Annotated in this window: 14 protein-coding genes; 2 read left to right on the top strand and 12 right to left on the bottom strand. The window is 57.1% G+C overall.

All coding sequences use genetic code 11. The annotated features are described in order from the left end of the window. Position 1 precedes the first annotated feature (1 nt). From GFC01_RS10185 to GFC01_RS10140, 10 genes are all read right to left on the bottom strand, one after another. Positions 2 to 1,516, bottom strand: a complete 1,515-nt coding sequence (locus GFC01_RS10185; protein ID WP_152946875.1) for a glutamate synthase-related protein — start codon at positions 1,514 to 1,516, stop codon at positions 2 to 4. A gap of 105 nt (positions 1,517 to 1,621) precedes the next feature. Then, positions 1,622 to 2,761, bottom strand: coding sequence for a class II glutamine amidotransferase (locus tag GFC01_RS10180; RefSeq protein WP_152946873.1), 1,140 nt, complete (start codon positions 2,759 to 2,761; stop codon positions 1,622 to 1,624). Then, positions 2,742 to 4,049, bottom strand: a complete 1,308-nt coding sequence (locus GFC01_RS10175; RefSeq protein ID WP_152946871.1) for an NAD(P)/FAD-dependent oxidoreductase — start codon at positions 4,047 to 4,049, stop codon at positions 2,742 to 2,744. The genes GFC01_RS10180 and GFC01_RS10175 overlap by 20 nt, the downstream gene beginning before the upstream one ends. Before the next feature lie 107 nt (positions 4,050 to 4,156). Continuing rightward, entirely contained in the window at positions 4,157 to 4,603 is a 447-nt protein-coding gene (locus GFC01_RS10170) for a 4Fe-4S dicluster domain-containing protein (protein ID WP_152946869.1), read from the bottom strand. A 306-nt stretch (positions 4,604 to 4,909) separates the two neighbouring features. Beyond that, entirely contained in the window at positions 4,910 to 6,241 is a 1,332-nt protein-coding gene (glnA, locus tag GFC01_RS10165; RefSeq protein ID WP_341473892.1) for a type I glutamate--ammonia ligase, read from the bottom strand. Positions 6,242 to 6,548: 307 nt separating this feature from the next. Continuing rightward, on the bottom strand, positions 6,549 to 7,880 hold the full coding sequence (gene glnA / locus GFC01_RS10160; protein WP_152946867.1) for a type I glutamate--ammonia ligase: 1,332 nt from the start codon (positions 7,878 to 7,880) through the stop codon (positions 6,549 to 6,551). Between the two features lie 111 nt (positions 7,881 to 7,991). Beyond that, positions 7,992 to 8,573, bottom strand: a complete 582-nt coding sequence (locus tag GFC01_RS10155) for an ANTAR domain-containing response regulator (protein WP_152946864.1) — start codon at positions 8,571 to 8,573, stop codon at positions 7,992 to 7,994. A gap of 236 nt (positions 8,574 to 8,809) precedes the next feature. Further along, the gene (locus tag GFC01_RS10150; protein WP_152946862.1) at positions 8,810 to 10,390 is read right to left on the bottom strand and encodes an FMN-binding glutamate synthase family protein; all 1,581 of its coding nucleotides are present in this window, start codon (positions 10,388 to 10,390) and stop codon (positions 8,810 to 8,812) included. Positions 10,391 to 10,713: 323 nt separating this feature from the next. Further along, entirely contained in the window at positions 10,714 to 12,033 is a 1,320-nt protein-coding gene (gene glnA / locus GFC01_RS10145; RefSeq protein ID WP_152946860.1) for a type I glutamate--ammonia ligase, read from the bottom strand. Between the two features lie 231 nt (positions 12,034 to 12,264). Further along, positions 12,265 to 12,861, bottom strand: coding sequence for an ANTAR domain-containing response regulator (locus tag GFC01_RS10140; RefSeq protein WP_152946858.1), 597 nt, complete (start codon positions 12,859 to 12,861; stop codon positions 12,265 to 12,267). Positions 12,862 to 13,254: 393 nt separating this feature from the next. On the opposite strand from GFC01_RS10140, the gene glnA (GFC01_RS10135) reads away from it, so the two are divergent. After that, complete coding sequence (glnA, locus tag GFC01_RS10135; RefSeq protein WP_341473891.1) at positions 13,255 to 14,688, top strand: type I glutamate--ammonia ligase; 1,434 nt, start codon at positions 13,255 to 13,257, stop codon at positions 14,686 to 14,688. Positions 14,689 to 15,053: 365 nt separating this feature from the next. Continuing rightward, a complete protein-coding gene (locus tag GFC01_RS10130; RefSeq protein ID WP_341473890.1) occupies positions 15,054 to 16,178 on the top strand; it encodes a PRK06851 family protein in 1,125 nt (374 codons plus the stop codon). A 232-nt stretch (positions 16,179 to 16,410) separates the two neighbouring features. On the opposite strand, the gene GFC01_RS10125 is transcribed toward GFC01_RS10130, so the two are convergent. Together GFC01_RS10125 and GFC01_RS10120 are read right to left on the bottom strand one after the other, a co-directional pair. Beyond that, on the bottom strand, positions 16,411 to 17,256 hold the full coding sequence (locus GFC01_RS10125) for a zinc metalloprotease HtpX (protein WP_152946856.1): 846 nt from the start codon (positions 17,254 to 17,256) through the stop codon (positions 16,411 to 16,413). Positions 17,257 to 17,305: 49 nt separating this feature from the next. After that, positions 17,306 to 17,899 (bottom strand): MerR family transcriptional regulator (locus tag GFC01_RS10120; protein ID WP_243137438.1); only part of this gene is annotated, 594 nt, incomplete at its 5' end.

Below are 17,899 nucleotides of genomic sequence, written 5' to 3'. Positions count from 1 at the left end.
ATCACTCCCCCGCTCCTTTTACTCCCAGTACATCCAGTTCCCAGCTTTCCAGCCCCACACCCCGCAGGTGTTCCCGGTTGCCCCGCAGGCTTTCAATGGCATTGATACCCATGCCGCCCAGCATTTCCTTTATCTCGTGGCTCCAGCCCCGCAGCAGGTTCACCAGACGCTGGCTGGTAATTTCGGGGTTCAAGCGGCGGGTGAGGTAGGGATCCTGGGTGCAGATGCCCCAGGCGCACTTGCCGGTGTAGCATTTCTGGCACAGGGTACAGCCCATGGCCACCAGTGCCGCCGAGCCGATGTACACCGCGTCCGCCCCCAGGGCAATGGCCTTGATCACATCGGCGCTGCAGCGGATGCCGCTGGCCGCGATGATGGAGCACTTGTGCCGGATGCCCTCTTCCCGCAGCCGCCGGTCAACGGCGGCCAGGGCCAGCTCGATGGGAATGCCCACGTTATCCCGGATAATCTTGGGCGCCGCACCGGTACCGCCCCGCAAACCATCAATGGCCACAATGTCCGCCCCGGCCCGCACTATCCCGGAGGCAATGGCCGCCACATTATGCACCGCGGCAATTTTCACGGAAACCGGCTTTTCGTAGTTGGTGGCCTCCTTCAGGGCGTAGATGAGCATGGACAGGTCTTCGATGGAGTATATGTCATGCTGCGGCGCCGGAGAAAGGGCGTCGGTGCCCTCGGGAATCATCCGGGTCAGGGCAATGTTGGCCGCCACCTTTTCTCCCGGCAGGTGCCCGCCGATACCCGGCTTGGCCCCCTGGCCGATCTTGATCTCCACCGCGGCCGCCGCATTCAGGTACTCCGGGTCCACGCCAAAGCGGCCGCTGGCGCACTGCACAACGGCGTTCCTGCCGAACTTTTCCCGCATTTCCCGGGGCAGGCCGCCTTCACCGGTGTTGAACAGGGTGCCCGCTTCTCTGGCGGCCATGGCCAGGGATACAAAGGCCTGGTAGCTGATGGCGCCGTAGGACATGGCCGAAAAAAGAATGGGTGTTTCCACCGGCACATTGGGTGAGAGCTGGGATACAATGGAAACATGATCGCCGCACATTTCCACCTGCAGGGTGTCCGGTTTGCGCCCCAGGTAAGTGCGCAGTTCCATAGGCTCCCGCAGCGGATCGATGGACGGGTTGGTTACCTGGGAAGCGTTTAAAACCAGGTGGTCCCAGTAAATGCGGAAGGGCTTGTCATTGCCGCTGCCGGTTAAAATAACCCCCCCGGTTTCCGCCTGCTTTTTTAAATCCTGCATCTTTTCCCTGGTCCAGCTGGCATGGGGCCGGTAGGTGGTGGGGTGCGGGTATACGGTCAGGGCGCCGGTGGGACAGAAAACCACACAGCGCTGGCAGCCCACACACGTACTTTCGTCACTGAACATAAGATCCAGTTCCGGATCATACCGGTGCACCTCATTGGGACATTGCCGCTCGCAGACCCGGCACTTGATGCACCGGTCGTTGCGCCGTTCAACCAGAAATTCGGGTAGCAGATGGGAATACATGTTTATCTCACCCTCATCATGTGATCTTGTTGGTGACCCGGCGGAAGACGCCCGCCATTAAGTTAATAAATCTGGTGCCTGGCACCGGTCATTAACTTACGGGTGTTACACGGCCCGGGCCAGGCTGGCCAGGTGGTCGCTGGTATGCAGCCGCGCCACCACCGGCTCTCCGCCGGGGGGCGTCCAGGCCAGGTCCAGCCGTGGCGCCACCGCCCGGATGGCCGCTTCTTCGGACGAAAGAAAGACCAGGTCCCCGGCGGCCGCGGCGGTTATGGGCCGCAGCCGGATGCGGTCGGTCAGGCCGAACATTTCGTTATGGTGGGCCACTATGACCGTAAAGGGACCGTTCATCAAAAGGGGGGCGTAGGACATGCGCAGCGTCCGGTAGAGCTGCCGGCGGTTTTCGTCCATATGCTCGATGATGTCCCACATGGGCGGGGCGAAGATCCGGGAAACCACCTCAATGGGCAGTCCCTGCCGGCGCATGAGCAGGTCCACGGCATAGGCCATCACTTCCGTATCCGTATACAGGGTGCAGTAGTAGCCGAACATTTCCAGATAGCGCCGGTTGGTGCCGTAGGAAGAGATCTCCCCGTTGTGCACCACCGTCCAGTCCAGGATGGAAAAGGGGTGCGCCCCACCCCACCATCCCGGCGTATTGGTGGGAAAGCGGCTGTGGGCGGTCCAGATGTATCCCTTGTACAGCCGGTCCAGCATGAAATAATCGGCAATTTCTTCGGGGAAACCCACCCCCTTGAAAACGCCCATGTCCTTACCGGAAGAGAATACGTAGGAGCCTTCGATGCGGGTGTTGATAAACATCACCTTTTCCACCACAAACTCGTCGTCGGACAGGCCGTTATCCTCTTCCGGATGCTGGCGGGGTGAGACGAAATAGCGCCAGACCAGCGGTGGATTCAACACTGTGGCCTGTTTGTTGGTGGGTATTTCTTCATCGTAAACCACGTGGAAATGACAGGCCAGAAACTCATCCACCATTTCCTTGGCCTCCAGCCGCTGCCGCTCAAACATGATGTGCAGTGCGTAATATTCCCTGTATTCCGGGTACAGGCCGTAAACGGCGAAGCCGCCCCCCAGGCCGTTGCCCCGGCACTTCATGTTCACCATGGCGTTGATGGCCATTTCTCCGCCAAACCTTTCCCCGGCCGTATTCATTACGCCAAACAGTCCACAGGCCTGGGAATCCTTTTCGGGCAGGTAACGCTCACTGACTTGCGGCCGCATGCCGTTCCACCTCTTTCTCGTAGCTGAGTAAGTCCCACCTGGTGGCTTCCGGAGTGTCCACGTAACCGAAGTTTTCTTCCAGCAGCTTATCTTTAAAGGCAGTGACTGCACAACCTTTGCGCATCAGGTTAAGGAAAATGCCCGCCCGGGCAATGCCCGTCACCAGGGTGAACCCGTAGATCCGGTCGTCCTTCAGCACAAAACGCCGGTAGCTGCGGGAGTTGCCGTCATGCCTGCTGATCACCTGGAAACCGTCCTTTTCACCCATGGTGTTCAGGCCGGCGGTGATCAGGTTGAGATCCAGGAAATGCATGGCGTTCATGGCGGTGGCATTGTCGTATTCCCGCACCATACCCAGCATGTTGTATGCAGCCACCCGGCCGCCGGCATAGGCATTGGGCCACAGGGGCAGCACCCGCCGGTCACCCAGCAGGAAATCGTACACCTCGGCACAGTCCCCGCAGGCATACACGCCGGCGGCGGAGGTTTCCATCCGCTTACTCACCAGGATACCCCGGTTCACCGCCAGGCCCGCCTCCTTCGCCAGATCAGTCCGGGGCACCACGCCCACGGCCACCACCAGCAGGTCGCAGGAAAGGGTTGTGCCGTCGGTAAGCACCACACCGGTGGCCCGCTCCCCGCCCATAACTTCTTTGAAGGTGGTGCCGGTATAAATGGCCACCCCGGAACGGCGGAAGGTTTCCTCCACCAGACGGGAAGCCGTTTCATCCAGCACCGGGGCCAGCACCCGGGGAGCCAGTTCCACCACACTGACCTGCAGACCTTTTTTATGCAGTGCCTCGGCGGCCATTAACCCGATAATGCCGCCCCCCAGGACCACCACCCGCCCGGCCGCCGGAAGCAGTCGTCCGATGCGCTGGAGGTCCTGCAGGGCCACAAAGTTGCATATGTTTTCCTTATCCGGATCCATTCCCGGTACGGGGGGCACAACGGGCCGCCCGCCGGTGGCCAGAAGCAACTGGCCATAGGCGATGGTCCGCCCGTCATCCATCCGCACCACCCGGCCGGCCACATCCAGGCTCACCGCCCGCCGGCCGAGTATGGGGGTTACCCCCAGGCGCTCATAAAAGCCGGCGGGGCGGTAAAGCATTTTTTCCACTGGCACTTCCACGTCCAGGTAATAGGGCAACAGGGCCCGGGAATAAACATGGTGCGGTTCTTCCCCAATCACAGCCACAGAGCTGTCCCGGTCAAAAGAGCGCAGGGTTTCCATACAACCGACGGCACCCACCGAGTTACCGATGATCAAATAATCAAACCTCTCCATAAGCTTCCTCCTTGCTAACCTTCCTTGGTGTACCGCCACCAACCGCCTTTCCCAATAAGTCAAATGTACCGGGTACGTGTTTTTAACTTATTGGCCGGGAGTGGATGTTAACTGGTTAACGAATCCTGATAAACCAGCGCCCCGTTGGGGCACTGTTTTACACAGGCCGGTTCCCCCAGTTCCGTGCACAGATCGCACTTGGCCACTTTGCGGTTGACTTCATCAATGGCCACCGCGCCGTAAGGACAGGCCATGACGCAGCTGTAGCAGCCCACGCAGCGCCGGGCATCGTGCTCCACCCGGCCGGTAAGGGGGTCCCTGTAAAGTGCCCCGCTGATACAGGCGTCCACGCAGGACGGCTCAAAACAGTGCCGGCAGTGCACCGGCAGGGTGGCCGGCAGGTTTTCTTCCACCACCACCCGGGGCACCGGCCGCGGCCTCTCGTGGAGAAAGGCCTTAAGGATGTTTTTACTGCGGGAGTGGGCCACCACACACCAGATCTCACAGAGGTGACATCCAATACAAACTTCCGGCTTAACCACAACTCGAGGCATTTCCGTCTCTCCTTCCCGCAAGGCTAGTCAAAAAGAGTAAAAAAAAGCCCGCGGCAGGCCTGTCGAGGGTAAAGTCCAGTTTAAAGAAATCACTTTCCCCGTTGAAGGCGTGACCTGCGCGCGGGCTCCGTTGCCCACATCCACCGGTACGTCATTGGACCGGTACAGGTTATTTTTATGGGTTATTTTGGTCAAACCACGGGCGGCAGGCGGTCCTTTCCCCGCCGCTCCGCACCCCGGGACGGCCATCACGGCAGCAGTCCCGGGAAATATCATCAAGCAGGCAAAAATGCCCTGCCGGTAATCTTAATACTTGGTGAGATACTCTTCCAGCTCCCAGGGATGGACCTGGGTGCGGTAACGGTCCCATTCAATTTGCTTGGCCTCCATAAAGCGGTCGAAGACATGGGGGCCCAGCGCTTCCCGGATAACCTCGTCCCGCACCAGCTCATCCATGGCCTCCTTGAGATTCTGGGGCAGGCAGCCGATGCCCAGTTCTTCCCGCTCCCGTTCGGTCATGGCGTAGATATTGCGGTCACAGGGAGGCGGCGGGGCAATACGGTTTTTAATGCCGTCCAGGCCGGCCTTCAAACATACGGCCAGGGCCAGGTAGGGGTTGCAGGCCGGATCGGGGCTGCGCAGCTCGATGCGGGTGGAATTCCCCCGCTTGGCCGGCACCCGGATCAGCGGGCTGCGGTTCCGGGAAGACCAGGCAATGTACACCGGGGCTTCATAGCCGGACACCAGGCGCTTGTAAGAGTTTACCGTGGGGTTGGTTACCGCGGTAATGGCCCGGGCGTGCTTCATCAGACCGCCAATGTAAAAAAGGGCTGTTTCACTCAACTGCATGGGTGCACCCGGATCGAAAAAGGCGTTTTCCCCGTTCTTCATCAGGGATTGGTTTAAGTGCATACCCGATCCGGCAATGCCGAAGATGGGCTTGGGCATAAAAGTGGCATGCAACCCGTGCCGCTGGGCGATGGTACGCACCACGAATTTAAAGGTAACCACCTTGTCGGCCGTGTCCAGGGCATCGGCATATTTAAAATCAATTTCATGCTGCCCGGGGGCCACCTCGTGGTGGGATGCTTCGATTTCAAAGCCCATCTGTTCCAGGGTCAGCACCATATCCCGGCGGGCATCCTCTCCCAGGTCCACCGGGGTAAGGTCGAAGTACCCCGCCCGGTCATGGGTCATGGTGGTGGGCCGCCCGTCACTGTCCACATGAAAGAGGAAAAATTCCGCCTCGGGTCCCACGTTCATGCCATAGCCCATTTCCTTTGCTTCACCGATAACCCGTTTCAGTACATAACGGGGATCACCAATAAAAGGGGTACCGTCGGCATTGTAAATGTCGCAGATCAACCGGGCAACGGCACCATCCCGGGGGCGCCAGGGGAAAACTACAAAAGTGGCGGGGTCCGGCCGCAAATACATATCCGACTCTTCGATGCGGACGAAACCCTCGATGGAGGAACCGTCAAACATCAGCTCCCCGTCCAGGGCCTTATCCAGTTGCTCCACGGTAATGGAAACATTTTTGAGCACGCCGAAGATGTCCGTAAACTGCAGGCGGATAAATTTTACCCCCAGTTCCCTGGCCAGGTTGCGCACGTCATCGTTAGTCAACTGAGCCACTTACCTGAACACCTCTCCCTTTCCCCGGGGTCCGCTTGAAGTAAAAAAGGCCACGCTGCCAGGAGGGCGTTATACCAACCTGTTGCACGTGGGCCCCATTGCCCCGGTAACTGGTACTTCCTCGTACCCTGATAAAAATTGTGCAGACCGCCACCTCCGGCGGATAATCAAAGCTAGATCATAGTATAACATAAGAATACCAAAAAGAAAGTGGTTTTTGTCAAATTTTTTGCCGGAAAAAAATGCCCCGCCGGTCAAAAGACCGGACAGGGTTGATGGAGGATGGTAACCCAAAATTATTGGCCAGTTAAAACTTGCTCAGGTATTCCTCTACCTCCCAGGGATGCACCTGGATACGGTAATTGTCCCATTCCTTTTGTTTCGCTTCCACAAACTTGGCGTAGACATCTTCGCCCAGGGCTTTCCGGATGACCTCATCCCTTTCCAGTTCCCGCAAGGCTTCCTCCAGGCTGGCGGGCAGGCTGCCGATGCCCAGTTCTTCCCGCTCGGCGGCCGTCATTTCATAGATGTTGCGGTCGCAGGGCGCCGGCGGTTCAATGCGGTTTTTGATGCCGTCCAGCCCGGCCGCCAGGCACACCGCCAGGGCCAGATAGGGGTTGCAGGACGGGTCGGGGTTGCGCAATTCAATACGGGTGGACATACCCCGCTTGGCCGGAATACGGATCAAGGGACTGCGGTTACGCCCCGACCAGGCAATATAGACGGGAGCCTCATAGCCGGGTACCAGGCGCTTGTAGGAGTTCACCGTGGGGTTGGTAACGGCCGCTATGGCCCGGGCGTGTTTCATCAGGCCGCCGATATAGTACCGGGCAATATCACTGAGCCCGTCGGGAGCATAAGGATCATAAAAGGCGTTCTCATTGCCCCGGAACAGGGACTGGTTGGTGTGCATACCGCTGCCGTTGATGCCGAAAACCGGCTTGGGCATGAACGTGGCATGCAGGCCGTGCCGCTGGGCGATGGTCCGCACCACAAACTTGAAGGTCACGATTTTATCGGCACAATCCAGGGCATCGGCATATTTGAAGTCGATCTCGTGCTGTCCGGGAGCCACCTCGTGGTGGGAAGCTTCAATTTCAAAGCCCATTTCCTCCAGGGTGAGCACCATGGCCCGCCGGGCATTTTCCCCCAGATCCACGGGACTGAGGTCGAAATAACCGGCCTTGTCGTGGGTGCGCAGGGTGGGACGCCCTTCGGCATCCACATGAAAGAGGAAAAATTCCAGCTCCGGCCCCACATTCATGGTAAAGCCCATTTCCGCCGCTTCGGCCAGCACCCTTTTCAAGGTGTTGCGGGGACAGCCCGCATAAGGGGTCCCGTCGGGATTGTAAATATCACACATCAGCCGGGCCACGGCCCCATCCCGGGGACGCCACGGGAAAACGGCAAAGGTTTTGGGATCGGGGCGCAGGTACATATCCGATTCCTCAATGCGGGTGAAACCGTGAATGGAGGAACCGTCGAACATCAACTCTCCATCCAGGGCCTTTTCCAGCTGTTCCACGGTGATGGCCATGTTTTTGAGCACGCCCAGGATATCGGTAAACTGCAGGCGGATGAACTTTGCCCCCAGTTCCCTGGCTCTGCTTATCACTTCGTTTTTTACTGCCGCATCCATAAAGCAACCACCTTCCACTGATTAAAACTAAAAAGGCGCCCTGGAAGAAGATTCTTCATCTTTCTCCTGCAGGGGCGCCATTGCCCAAACCGGTACATCATCATACCGCACTTACACTTTTAAGTTGTGGGCCAGAATCACCGCCTCGGCCACCTGGCGCATGGAAATGCGCTTGTTCATGCTCTGTTTCTGCATACGCCGGAAAGCCTCGGCTTCGGAAAGTCCCATGGTTTCCATCAGAATCCCCTTGGCCCGTTCCACCAGTTTGCGGGTTTCCAGGGTTTCCTTTAATTCCTCCACCTGTTTTTCCAGCTTGACAATCTCCTGATAATTGGCCAGGGCCAGTTCCACAGCGGACCACAGGGTAGTTTCATCCACCGGTTTGGTTAACAGGGAGGCTACCCGGGCCTCCCGGGCCTTATCCAGAAGACCGGGGCTCATGGCGCTGACCAGTACGATCACCGGGGCCAGTTTATCTTCATGGAGAATGCGCGCCACTTCCAGCCCATCCATCCCCGGCACGCCGGCATCGATAATTAACAGGTCCGGCTGCCGGCTGCGGATTAATTTCAGAGCGGAAAGCCCATCGGCCCCTTCTCCCACCACCCAGTAACCAAGTTTGGTGAGCATGCCTTTTATGGTTTTTCTCCAGGTGGCATCGCTGTCGACCAGCACAATTCTCTGTTCCGCCATGGAGATTTCCTCCTGTATTGTTCCTCACAAAATCCGCCGGCCGTTGCGGATTGCCTGGAAGCTATCTATCACCCTTCCCGGGAAGAGAAAATGCCCTCTTGGGGCCGTAAAAGGCCTGCCGAGGGCATCATTGCCTGTCATTAAAACGGGCACACCATTGTACCCATAGGATATCCACCTGAGATGTATTTATTATAACTGTTGCTGCTGCCCATGGCAACAGGATTTTTTTGTTTTTAACCCAGAATCTGTTCCACCTCTTCGGCATCCACGTCCATAATATACCTGATGCCGGTGATTTCCGCCGCTTCCCTGGTGAGGGCGGCCACATCGTCCCGGGTGATATAGGAGAGGGCAAACTTGCGGGCACCGCACATAAACTGCCGCAGACCCTGGGCCAGCCGTTCGAAGTAGGTGTAGACGCCGATGGCCCCCACGGGCAGGCGGGCAAAGGCTTCGGCACCCAGCTTTTCTTTTAATTCACTGGCCGCAATGAAGATTTGCTCCAGGTTTTCACCGTATTTTTTGTATTCAGCAGGCACCTTGCCGGATTTCACCGCTTCGCCAACGGTCTTGCCCACCATGGCCGCCGACAGGGCGGAGCGGGCCATGCCGATGGCCTTTACATAGGGAGCGCCGATGGCCAGACCCTTGAACATATGATCTTCCAGGGCGAAGCCGCCGGCCATGACCACAGGCGGGACATAGGCACCTTTGGCCGCCAGCTTATCCAGGTATTTCACCAGCAGCGCCTGCAGGTATACGGTGGGTACGCCCCACTCGTTCATCATCCGCCAGGGGCTCATGCCCGTACCGCCGCCGGCCCCGTCCACGGTCAGAAGGTCCAGTCTGGCGTCGGAGGCATATTTCACCGCCCGGGCCAGGTCGACGGGGCGATAGGCTCCGGTCTTCAGGAATACATATTTGGCCCCCGCTCTGCGCAGCTCTTCCACCCGGGCCATAAAGGATTCGTATTCCACCATGCCGATGCGGGAGTGGCGTTCGAATTCGCTGAAAGCACCGGCGCGGTAGGCCTCCTGCACCCTGGGATCGGTGGGATCGGGCAGGACGATATAGCCGCGGCTCTTTAACTGCAAGGCCCGCTCCAGGGTGTTTAATTTCACTTCGCCGCCGATATCTTTGGCTCCCTGGCCCCACTTGAGTTCCACGGCCTCCACGCCCAGCTTTTCAACGGCGTATTCCTGCACCCCCAGGGTGGTATCCTCCACATTGGCCTGCACGGCAATAAAGCCACTGCCGTTGTACCAGTCCTGAAAGTCTTTTACCCGCCGGGCCAGGTTGGGCGAATGCACCACCCGGCCGCCTTTAATTTCCACATCCGGGTCCATGGCGCAGACATTTTCCCCAATGGCAATGCCCACGCCGGAAATGGCCGCCCCGGCGGCCAGGTGGTCCCAGTTGTTGGCGGCCACGTTGGTGGAACCCATGGCGGCCACCACAATGGGCAGGCGCAGTTTCAGGTCGCCGCCGGCACCCACGGCGGTTTCCAGATTCACCGCCGGGAAAATGGCCTTATCGGGATCCGCTTCGATTCCGTGGGCGCCCACGGCGGTACCCAGGATGTTGAAATGGGAGTAGTCCACGGGATAATCCTTCTGGGAAGCGGAAGTGGTCTTGCCGAAGGGCTGGGGATAAAGCACTTCCTTGCCCCGCACGGCCGACTTGCCCACTTCGCACAATCCGGGGCAGCCGTCCAGGCAGGTGACACACATACCGCTGAAAGGACACTGGCTCTCGCCGGTGCGCAGCCGGGTCATGGTGGCCGCGCTGGCATTAATACCCTTGCTAAAACTCATGGTTCCATCCTCCTGAAAAATAAGGTAAAATCAATAATGTGGTCTTTGGGAGCCGGCCCTGGTTTGCCTGACGGCCGGCTTTCTCCGGGCGCCTTTTCACCGGTGCCCTTTTTCTTTCTATCTGGACCGGCCGGCGCCCTTTTCTCCGGTGGTTGCTCGGGAACAGCGCAAAGGGGAATCAATGGATATATACCTTCGGCAGGCACCACCTCCTTATGTGTCATGTGTCAGTGTGTCAGCAGTGTGTCAGGGGACGGTTCTCTGACACACTGGCTATTCAACGCATGTGCCCGGGCTTTTAGCCCTGGACCCACCGGACCGGACTAAAAGTATGTCAGGTACTCATCCAGTTCCCACTGGTGCACCTGGGACTGGTAGCGTTCCCATTCATCCTCCTTGGCCTCCAGGAAACGGCCGGTAATCTGGGGTCCCAGCACCTCCCTGATGACGGGGTCTTTAGCCAGGGCCTGCAGTGCCTCGAACAGGTTGCGGGGAAGCCCCATCCGGCGAATCAGTTCTTTTACCGGGGCGTGATTTTCGGCCAGCGGGGCGGGCGGCATTAAACCCCGCCCGATGCCGTCCAGTCCCGCCGCCAGGGAGACCGCCAGAACCAGGTAAGGGTTGGCGGTGGGATCGGGACTGCGTAAAACCACCCGGGTACCCCCTTCCCGCTGGGCCGGCACCCGGATCATGGTGCTGCGGTTTTCCTCCGACCAGGCCGCCAGCACCGGCGCCAGGTCGGTGGGTAGAAGCCTTTTGTAGCTGTTTACCAGGGGATTGGCGATGGCCGTCAAACCGCCGGCGTGGGCAATCAACCCGGCGATATACCGGTACGCCAGCTCGCTCAAGCCGTGTTCCCCGGCCGGGTCGTAAAAGGCGTTTTGCCCGTCCCGCCATAAAAACTGGTGCAGGTGCATACCGGAACCATTGCAACCGGCCAGCGGCCGGGGCATGAAAGAGGCGTGCAGGCCGTGGCGCTGGGCAATGGTACGCACCACAAATTTAAAGGTAGCCATGGTATCGGCCACAGCCAGGGCATCGTCTTCTTTTAAAAAGATCTCGTGCTGCCCCGGCGCAATCTCATGATGGGATGAAGAAACATTGAAACCCATCTCTTCCAGGGTGAGTACCATATCCCGGCGGGCGTTTTCACCCAGGTCCACCGGCGTTAAATCGCAGAAACCGGCCCGGTCGTGGGTAACCACAGTGGGCTTGCCCTGGGCATCGGTATGAAAAAGGAAAAATTCCACCTGGGCACCCACCCGGAATTCCAGGCCCATCCGGCCGGCCCGGGCCAGCGCTCGTTTTAAGACGGCCCGGGAACAGGCGCCGTAGGGTTCACCCTGGGGAGCAAGGATATCGCAAATGAGACGGGCCACCGCTCCCTCCCGGGGTCGCCAGGGAAAAATGACAAAGGTGGACGGGTCGGGTAAAAGGTAAATGTCCGATTCCCGGTTCCGGACAAACCCCTCAATCACAGAACCGTCGAACATAACCCGGCCCTCCAGTGCCCTGGGCAGTTCCTCCACGGTAATGGCTATATTTTTGAATACGCCAAAGATGTCGGTAAACTGCAGACGGATGAATTTAACATTATATTCCCGCGCCTTATGGAGCACGTCTTCCCCGGTCAGGGTGGGCATGGTCAATCCCTCCCTCGTCAAAAAATAAAACGCCCCAACTCAGATCCACCAGGCGTGGATCTGAATCAGGACGCCGTTGCCCTGCACCTAACTGTACAAGGTTAATTATAGCAGGAGAGCGACAAAAATCAAGGATTTATTCACAGGAAATACTGTATACATACATTCCCGGTTTTTAAAAACAAGAACCAGTTTCCTGGAAACAGGCGAACCCCCGGAGCCGGAAGGAATTTATGACAGAGGGTCGCGGTTCTTCTTTTCCAGACGGCCGATCAGCTCCCGGGCTACCCGTGCCATGGACAGGCAGCGATCCATACTCAACTTTTGCAGGTATTTGTACGCCTCCCTCTCTCCCAAACCTTTTTTTTCCATAAGCAATCCCTTGGCCCGCTCCACCAGTTTACGTTCCTCCAGGGTACGGCGCAATGCACCGATCTCCTTCTCCAGGCGCATAACCCGCTCGAAGAGGGCCAGGGCCATTTCGATGGTGGGAACCACCATTTCCTCCAGAAGCGGTCCGGGCAGTATACCGTACACCCCGGGAACACGGACCAGTTCCGCTGGATTGTAATGCAGCGCACCGGTAGTCAGAACCACCGGCGCCACCCGGTGCTCCTCGATAATTCCGGGTACGCTGATCCCCTCCCCACCGGGCAGCTGGTCTTCCATGATCACCAGATCCGGTGTGGTTTGAAAAACCATTTGCAATAAAACCCGTCCATCCCCGGCATCCCCCACCACCATATAACCGGCATGGCGTAAAATCTCCTTTAACCGGCGGGTAAAATCTTTATCGCTGTGGGCTATGATTATGCGGGTCCTGAACATGCAAGACCACACCCCGTTTCTCGTCATTGACTTTCATTATAACACGGGTATACATAAAAAGGGTAACCCCCGGGAGCAGGCTAATTTATTATTGACAGAACATAATCCTCTGTGATAAAAAATAAACAGTGAAGGGGATCGCTCCCTGCCCGGAAGAGGAGGCCGTCAAAGGGGAGGGTACCGCCGGGCAACCCCGCGGGTCAGTCAGATTTCTATCATTTTCCCGGTTTTCCCATATTATTGCTAAAGCTACATATACCCATCGACAAAGGCGTCTTTTCACAGGTCGAGGAAGACCTGGCGGTAAAAGCGTCTTTTTTGTTTTTCCTTTGCAAAGGAGTTGCCCTTGGGAACTATCGTTCCCTCCATTCCCACATTCAAGGAGGAGTTTTTGTGAAGCCTGATGAGGTACTGCAATTTATCAAAGAGAACAATATTGAAATAATCGATTTAAAATTTAACGACCTGCCGGGCCTGTGGCAACACTTTTCCATGCCTGCCGAAGAACTCACGGAAATGGATGACCTGATGGACAGCATTTTCGTGGAAGGCGTCGGCTTTGACGGCTCTTCCATCAGGGGGTTCCAGAAAATTAACGAGAGCGACATGATTTTAATCCCCGACCCCAACACAGCGGTCCTGGACCCCGTTTGCCAGGTACCCACTCTTTCAATGATTTGTGACATTTTTGATCCGATGACCAAAAAACCTTACACCAGGGACCCCCGCTATGTGGCCAAAAAGGCGGAGGATTATTTAAAGAAAAGCGGTATTGCCGACACCAGTTACTATGGGCCGGAAGCGGAATTTTTCATTCTGGACGACGTGAGGTTTGCCCAGAACCAGCATTATGGATATTATTTTATCGATTCCAATGAAGGGGCCTGGAACACCGGGCGGGAGGAAAACCCCAACCTTGGCTACAAACCCCGTTACAAAGAGGGCTATTTCCCCGTTCCCCCCCACGATTCCCTGCAGGACCTGCGCAGCGAAATCGTGTTAACCATGAAAAAAGCAGGTATTAAAGTGGAGGTCCATCACCACGAAGTGGCCACCGGCGGGCAGGCGGAAATAGACATGAAATTCGACTCCCTGGTCAATATGGGCGACAAGTTGATGATGTACAAGTACATCGTTAAAAACGTCTGCCGGAAGCATAACAAGGTGGCCACCTTCATGCCCAAGCCCCTCTTTGGCGACAACGGCAGCGGCATGCATACCCATATCAGCCTGTGGAAAGACGGCGTAAATTTGTTCTATGATCCCAAGGGCTACGCCCTGCTTTCCCAGACGGCCCTGTATTTTATCGGCGGGCTTTTAAGACATGCGCCGGCATTAATGGCCTTCTGTGCGCCCACCACCAATTCCTATAAACGGCTGGTTCCCGGCTATGAGGCACCGGTCAACCTGGTTTATTCCCAGCGCAACCGTTCGGCTGCCATCCGGATCCCCATGTACTCGCCCAGCCCCAAGTCCAAGCGCATTGAATTCCGGCCGCCGGACCCCTCCTGCAACGCCTACCTGGCCTTTGCCGCCATGCTCATGGCCGGCCTGGACGGCATTGAGAATCGCATTGACCCCGGCCAGCCGCTGGATAAGGATATTTATGAACTGCCACCGGAAGAAGCCCGGGAAATCCCGCAGGTCCCCGGTTCGCTGGAAGAATCCATCAATGCCCTGGAAAAGGACCACGCCTTCCTGCTCAAGGGCGACGTTTTTACCCCGGACGTCATTGAAACATGGATCGATTATAAGAGGGAAAAGGAAATCGACGAAGTGCGCACCAGACCCCACCCCTATGAGTTCTACCTCTACTTCGACATCTAAAAAATGAATGCCAAAAGCAGGGAGCGGGTTTTCCCCGCTCCCTGCTTTTTTGAATACCCGTTCCGGCACATCCGCCCTCACCCGCAAACCCCGGGTCACCTTTTATCCCTCCCTTTAAGCCCTGGTTGAAACCGGCGAAATAATCCACGCCATCATGGCCGGGAGGCCTTTATACCTGACGAATTTTGTCCAAACAGCACCATTCCGGCAATATGTTGTCATATTCAGGGACGCGGCCCGATATAATCACTAGTGAGCAAACCGGGGCCGGCACAGCAAGGATTGGGGGGAGGGCGCCTGGTAAAGGGTTCGCCGCACTGGCGTCTTCCTTCTGCCAGCCTTTCCGGAAAAGGAGGTTGCGGTCAGTGGGCACAAAGGGCAGGTTGAAAAAGGTTTTTCCGGGCAACAATACCTGTCAGGGCTTTTATTCCTTTTACGACTACATCATTGAACCGGACGCCACCCGCATTTTCGTCATCAAAGGCGGCCCGGGTGTAGGCAAATCCACCTTCATGCGCAAGATCGGCGAGGAAATGCTGGAACGGGGCTACGACGTGGAATTTCACTGCTGCTCCTCGGATAACGGTTCCCTGGATGGCGTGGTCATCCGGGCCATCCGGGTGGCATTGCTGGACGGCACCGCCCCCCACATGGTGGATCCCAAAAACCCGGGGGCAGTGGATGAAATCATTCACCTGGGGGATCACTGGAACGAGGAAGGCCTGCGGGCACACAAGAAGGAAATCATGGCTTTAAACCAGGAGGTGGGCCGGCTGTTCAAACGGGCCTACCGCTACCTGGCGGCAGCACATTTGTTCCTGGAAGAAGTGCGCAGCTATTACCGGGATACCGGGGCATTTAACGTGGGCGCCTTTGACCGCCTTTCCCTGGAACTGACCCATGACATTTTCATCGGCAAACCACGCCAGACCGACAACCCCAAAGCCCGGCACCTCTTTGCCACCGGCAATACTCCCGACGGTGCGGTCAGTTACCTGGACACCATTGTGGGTCATCTGAAGAAACGCTATATTATCAACGGCGACGACGGCACCGGCAAAACCACCCTGGTACGCCGGATCATGGACGCCGCTTTAATGCGCGGCTTTGACGTGGAGGCCTACCACTGCGCCCTGGACCCGTCCCGCATTGAACACCTGGTCTTTCCCGCCCTGGACATGGCCGTGGTCAACTCCGTGGAGCCCCACTATTATAAACCCCAGAACGGTGACGTGGTCATTGACACCATGACCTGTGTGAAGCCGGTGGCCGAACAACTGCTGCTGGCCGAAAGGGATACCGCCCGGGAAATGTACCGGCGCTGCATGGAGGAAGCCACCGACTTCATCCACCGGGCCAAGAAAACCCACGACGAAATGGAAACCTATTATATCCCCTACATGAACTTTGAAGACATCGAGGCCAGAAGACAGAAGGTACTGAACAGGATCCTGGAGCTGGCGGAAGAGGTGAACGGGCGGCAGGGATAGAATTGCAGGTAACATACCCGTACCCGTCAGTTTAACGAGGATTCGGAATGCCAGATTCAAATGCCATACCGTAGTCGATATCTCCGTTTTTGACCAGCTCGACGACGTTTTGCTGGAAGCGGTCGAACATTGTCAACTCCACCCGGGGAAACTGAACCTAATGAGGGACATAAAAAATGGACCGGGCAGGCTGACCATCACTGCCCGGTAAATCAACCCGGGTAATAACCCGTTAAACTTTCATTTTCCGGAGCCTGGCCACCCTGTCCTGAATGGGCGGGTGGGTACTGAACAGTTTTACCAGAGAAGTGCCGGAAAGGGGGTTGACAATAAACAGGTGGGAAGTGGCCGGGTTAACATTCATGGGGATTTGCCGGGCCGCCCACTCCAGCTTTTCCAGGGCGTTGGCCAGACCGTCGGGCGTACCGGCGATGCGGGCGCCGGTGGCGTCGGCCAGATATTCCCTGGAGCGGGAAATGGCCATCTGAATAATCATGGCCGCTACGGGGGCCAGAATGGCCATGAGAAAACCGCCCGCCATACTGCCGCCTTCTTCTTCATCGTCGCTGTTGCCCATCCCGAATATGGCCGCCCACTGGAAGGCGTTGGCCATCATGGTGATGGCGCCGGCCAGAACGGCGGCAATGGTACCCACCAGCACATCCCTGTTTTTGATATGGGCAATTTCGTGGGCCAGCACACCCTCTACCTCGGACCTGTTCAACAGCCGCATAATCCCTTCCGTCACGGCCACCGCCGAATGGGCGGGATTGCGCCCGGTAGCAAAGGCATTGGGCTGTTCCGAAGGAGTGACAAAGAGCCGGGGCATGGGAATACCCGCCCGCTGGGAAAGCCTCCTGACCATGGCGTAAAGCTCGGGTGCCTCGGCCTCGGAAACCGGGTATGATCCGGTCATGCCAATGGCTATCCTATCGCTGTAAAAATATCCGAAGAAGTTCATCGCCAGCGCCAGGAACAGGAATACCATCGCCCCGGCCTGGCCGCCGATGGCGTTGCCCAGCAATACCAGCAGAATGGACAGGGCGCCCATTAACACCCAGACCTTCAGAGTGTTCATTCCAAATTCTACCTCCCCCATTTAATCCAAAAGATGGTTCCGTATTTATTCACAAGAGGGGCATTATTTCGTTGACATAAAGGAGTAACGCCTGGATAAGCGCCAGGTTCCGGATCAGCACCTGCCTTAATGTCAAAGCGCCCTGACCGGAGATATCCGGATTGGCCACCATGGAATGCAACTGGTCAAGCTGGTTTTCCAGTTCCTTCAGCTGAACCTTAAGAAAACCGGCCCCGGGCATTCCGCCCTCCCTTTCCCTGCCCATTGCGAATAACCGGTCGTCCAGGAGGTCCATTTGCTCCTTTATTTCCTCGAGGGTAAACCTTTGCCTTTTCATATCTTCAATAACCTTTAACCTGTAAAGGGTTTCTTGAGAATAATACCGGTAATTTGTTTCCGACCGTACGGGTTTTAACAGGCCCAGATTGGTGTAATAGTCTATGGTCCGTCTGCTCACCCCCGCCAGTTTGGCTATTTCACCTATTTTGTAAAGCTTTAACTCCCCAAAGGGAATCACCTGGTTCAAATAACTTAACAATTCCTGATACACTGTACCATTTCTTGTTAAGCGGCCTCCCCATGACCAGGCTTTACACCTCCGTGGAAATATTTCCTGGGGTGACAGAGAGACCTCGGCCCCGGG

Source organism: Desulfofundulus thermobenzoicus, from assembly GCF_009428905.1.
Taxonomy (GTDB): Bacteria; Bacillota; Desulfotomaculia; order Desulfotomaculales; family Desulfovirgulaceae; genus Desulfofundulus_A; species Desulfofundulus_A thermobenzoicus.
The sequence above is the reverse complement of the archived record's forward strand: the minus strand, read 5'-3'. Positions and strand labels throughout refer to the sequence as shown.